At 39.8% G+C, this 3,402-nt stretch carries 2 protein-coding genes and 1 pseudogene; 2 read left to right on the forward strand and 1 reads right to left on the reverse strand.

Translation table 11 applies throughout. The features are described from left to right. Nucleotides 1-188 precede the first annotated feature (188 nt). Entirely contained in the window at nucleotides 189-617 is a 429-nt protein-coding gene (locus CJF42_RS25185) for a hypothetical protein (RefSeq protein WP_095369252.1), read from the forward strand. A 431-nt stretch (nucleotides 618-1,048) separates the two neighbouring features. On the opposite strand, the pseudogene CJF42_RS25190 reads toward CJF42_RS25185, so the two are convergent. Further along, nucleotides 1,049-2,195: pseudogene (locus CJF42_RS25190) on the reverse strand (IS110 family RNA-guided transposase). A 164-nt stretch (nucleotides 2,196-2,359) separates the two neighbouring features. Between CJF42_RS25190 and CJF42_RS25195 the strand changes: the two are divergent. Then, the gene (locus CJF42_RS25195; protein ID WP_095369253.1) at nucleotides 2,360-3,193 is read left to right on the forward strand and encodes a hypothetical protein; all 834 of its coding nucleotides are present in this window, start codon (nucleotides 2,360-2,362) and stop codon (nucleotides 3,191-3,193) included. Nucleotides 3,194-3,402 lie beyond the last annotated feature (209 nt).

Raw genomic sequence — 3,402 nt, forward strand, 5'->3', positions numbered from 1 at the left:
AAGTTCAGCTCAGAGCGAATAGCGGCCATTAGAAAATTTATTTTAAATCACTGATCTTATGTCCAGTTTCTTTGTGTTTCTCCTATAGTCAAGAAAATGACCCGTGGCTCGGTAGAAAAACGACCCGTGGCTCGGTAGAAAAACGACCCAATGGGTCGATATTAAATTGTTATAAGACGTTGGTAATCATGGATAAACCGTCGAGAATGGAGCTTCGAAGAAAGACAGGTTTTAGAGACTTGCCTAAACCTCAAGAGAAAGTTTTAGGCCCTGAATACGCCATGTCTTTTGCATGCCTAAAGTGCAAAGCATCAAATATGCGGCATTTTGATAAGGACCCATGTGACTACCCTGATACTATGGAGTGTCCAATTTGCAAAGGCGTTGCGCTTAATTTTGGTAGGCACTTCAAACCACCTAAAAAATCTGACAGTGCTCAATGGAAAAAAATCGAATACCTTGTCGAACATGGGTTCGTTTTCCAAACTATTTACGAGCTAAGAGAAGATTCTGGTTACTATAAAGTCAGTTACCCAATAACATTAGCTGAGGCTAAAGACTTTGTAATAAAGTATAAACACAAGGCTGTGAAAACCGCACTTATAACAAGTGCCTAAACCAAAGGACGTAAAATAGCAGGCTTGCGCTCCTTCGTCGCTAATTTTAGCCTGCTATTTCGCGCCGGTTAGGCAAGCGTTGGTATGACTCTCACTGTCAAGTTAAACACACTGATCCTTGCTTAACTTTTTAAACCATAATTCTGCACTCGAATTTGAGTGAGTTAATGCATAGATGAAGCAAGTATTTTCGTCGGTTTTCATGCTGGTATTCGTTGATTATTACTATTGCTAGTAACAGAGCAAACCTTACTTATTTCGTCGTGGCACCTAATTTCAGTCTATGCTCGTGGATCAACCAGCTTACGCTGATTGCCATCCTAAAGCTTCCGCTCCTGCTCACGCCCCTTACCTACATCCATGTAGGCAACGCCCCCGATGGTTATGCCACACCCGATGCTTGATCCAATGCATTAACTCTAATTCGTTCATTATGCTGGTACTCTTACCAAACGTAGTTTTTGGTTCACTGGCGTGAGTACCACTTCTTTTGAGATTACCCATATATAAGCAATCATTTCTCTTGCTATTGCTGTAACAACAAGATTGTAATGTTTTCCTTTAGCAATGAGTTTTTTTATATCGTTTACATAACCTAAGTTGGGCTTTCCAAGCGATATCAATGATTTGTTTAGGTAACCCTTCTTGTTGTTTTTGTAATTCAGTTGAAATATTCGCTGTGTAGCGATAACTATGTGCCCCTTCAACTAATAAACGCCTTGCTCGGCCATTACCACACTTGGTGATTGCTCCGATATGGCGCTTTCCACCACTGGAATGTTCGCTTGGAACTAGACCAAGATAGCTCATAAGTTTACGGGGATGGTCGAAACGCGTTAAATCACCGAGTTCAGCAATTACGCCAGCGGCAACTAATAATCGTACACCTCGCATAGCTTGAATTGCTTTTACAACAGGGTAGTAACGCCATTGGAAAACGTAATGAGTGAGTTCATTTATGAGTCGTTCTAAACGGGCAAGCCTATCAGTAATCGTTTGGATATACTCCAGTAAAACGATTTGTTGTGCAGGATGTGGTAATACGAGTTCGGTAAGCCAGCGTAAGTGTTTGACAGACCAATTTGCAGTGCCTGCATAATAAATATTATTGCGAAGTAACAGTGCTTTTAACTGATACTTCGCATCTTTAAGATCTTTCATAGCCACTTCACGGGCACGAGATAAATCACGGATAGCTTCATCTTCAGGCTCAGGAACATAAATAGGTGTAAAATCTTCTGATTTAAGTAGCTTAGCAAGCTTAAGCGCATCACGTTTGTTAGTTTTAATACGCTCTCCTGGTTTTTTAGGAATAAGAGAAGGTGCAACAACATAGAAACAGTGGCCCAGAGAAGTAATCAATCGATAAATCCAGTAACCACAAGGGCCAGCCTCATAGACGAAGTGCAATGTAGCATGAGGATATTTAGATTCAAATTGACGGTTAATAGCCAGTTTAGAAGAAGAGATACGGCCTAAATGAACAGGCTTAGCACCGCGTTGGTCTTCGATATAAGCGCCTTCATTAAATTCTTTATGGGTATCTAAACCAATGAAAACTATGTTATATTTAGTCATGTTAGCCTCTGCTGTTTAGTTAATTGACAAACTAATTATGGCTCTGGCTTATTTTTAAGCTAACCCACGAAAGCGGAGGCTAACACCGTGTGGGAGTCATAATGTCTATGTTTTAGTCAGTATCCAACTGTAGTATTGGAAGAAGTAAAAAGGGAAAAGTAGTAATGAAATCTAACACAAAAGTTCTAATAGCCTGTTTGATAGCTTCAGTTTTATCTGGTTGTGCGTCTGTGAAATATCAATCTTCACCACCAGTTACAACTAATAAGGCAACGCATGAAGTTGGTTATTCTGAGTTACTAAACCAAACGAATCACACATTAATGCACCTAAATGAAAACAAGGATATATTTTACCAGCAAAACTTTGGAGGAGGTGGTGTCGGAGTTGGTTTACTTCTCGGCCCAATTGGCGTTGCGGCGAATATTGCAGCAATAAAATCAAATACAGAAGAGGATGTAGAAGCTCTTAAAGGTAAAATAACTATCGATCCAAAAGATATTTTTAAGAAAGCCTCTGAAAAAGGTGGATTAGAACTTTCAATTAACACATCTAATTCAATTTCTGTAAGTCCTTATATATATGTTTCAAAAACTGATGATGAGCAGTTACTACTTGGATCGGCTATGATTGTTGAAACTGCAGCAGGACAAAAAGAGAACTGGATTGGGAAATATATGTACCAAACACCCGTGAAAGTTTCGAAAGAATCTATTTCAGACGGTGTGGACGATGTTGAGTTTAAATTATTTGAAAAATCTCTATCAAAAGGTTTTGAGGAGCTCATAGCTCTTTATATGGAAGATAGAAAAGGAGCTTTAACGACACAAAATCCAATTACATTTGTTTCAGATTTTGTAAGTCCAAGGTTCAAAGTGGAAATGGTAGGAGACTTAGTTCCTTCAAAGGATGCGAGAGTTAACATCAGAACAGTAGGCGCGGTATATTCATTACCAGAAAATGCTGTTGAGGTTAAAATTAAAAAGAAAAAAACATAACAAACCAAGTCAGTCGGATTCGTAACATTGGCGCGCTTTTTTCTCATCCGCTACGCGGGCAAAAAGCCCTCCAATGTTACTCACCTCTGCTTGGGGCGTTGCGATTGTCCGCTTATGGCACTTTTGCGAAGTTCGGCTCAGAGCGAGGAACCGTCATTCACCGTTCTTCGAACAGAGTGCTTATGATCTCCAAAGCAGACGTTAGCTAA

The organism is Pseudoalteromonas sp. NBT06-2 (assembly GCF_002276045.1).
Classification (GTDB): Bacteria; Pseudomonadota; Gammaproteobacteria; order Enterobacterales; family Alteromonadaceae; genus Pseudoalteromonas.

Excerpts from the sequence above, each read along its gene's own strand:
- CJF42_RS25185 (WP_095369252.1), top strand. The coding sequence starts at position 189 with ATGGATAAACCGTCGAGAATGGAGCTTCGAAGAAAGACAGGTTTTAGA.
- CJF42_RS25195 (WP_095369253.1), top strand. The coding sequence starts at position 2,360 with ATGAAATCTAACACAAAAGTTCTAATAGCCTGTTTGATAGCTTCAGTT.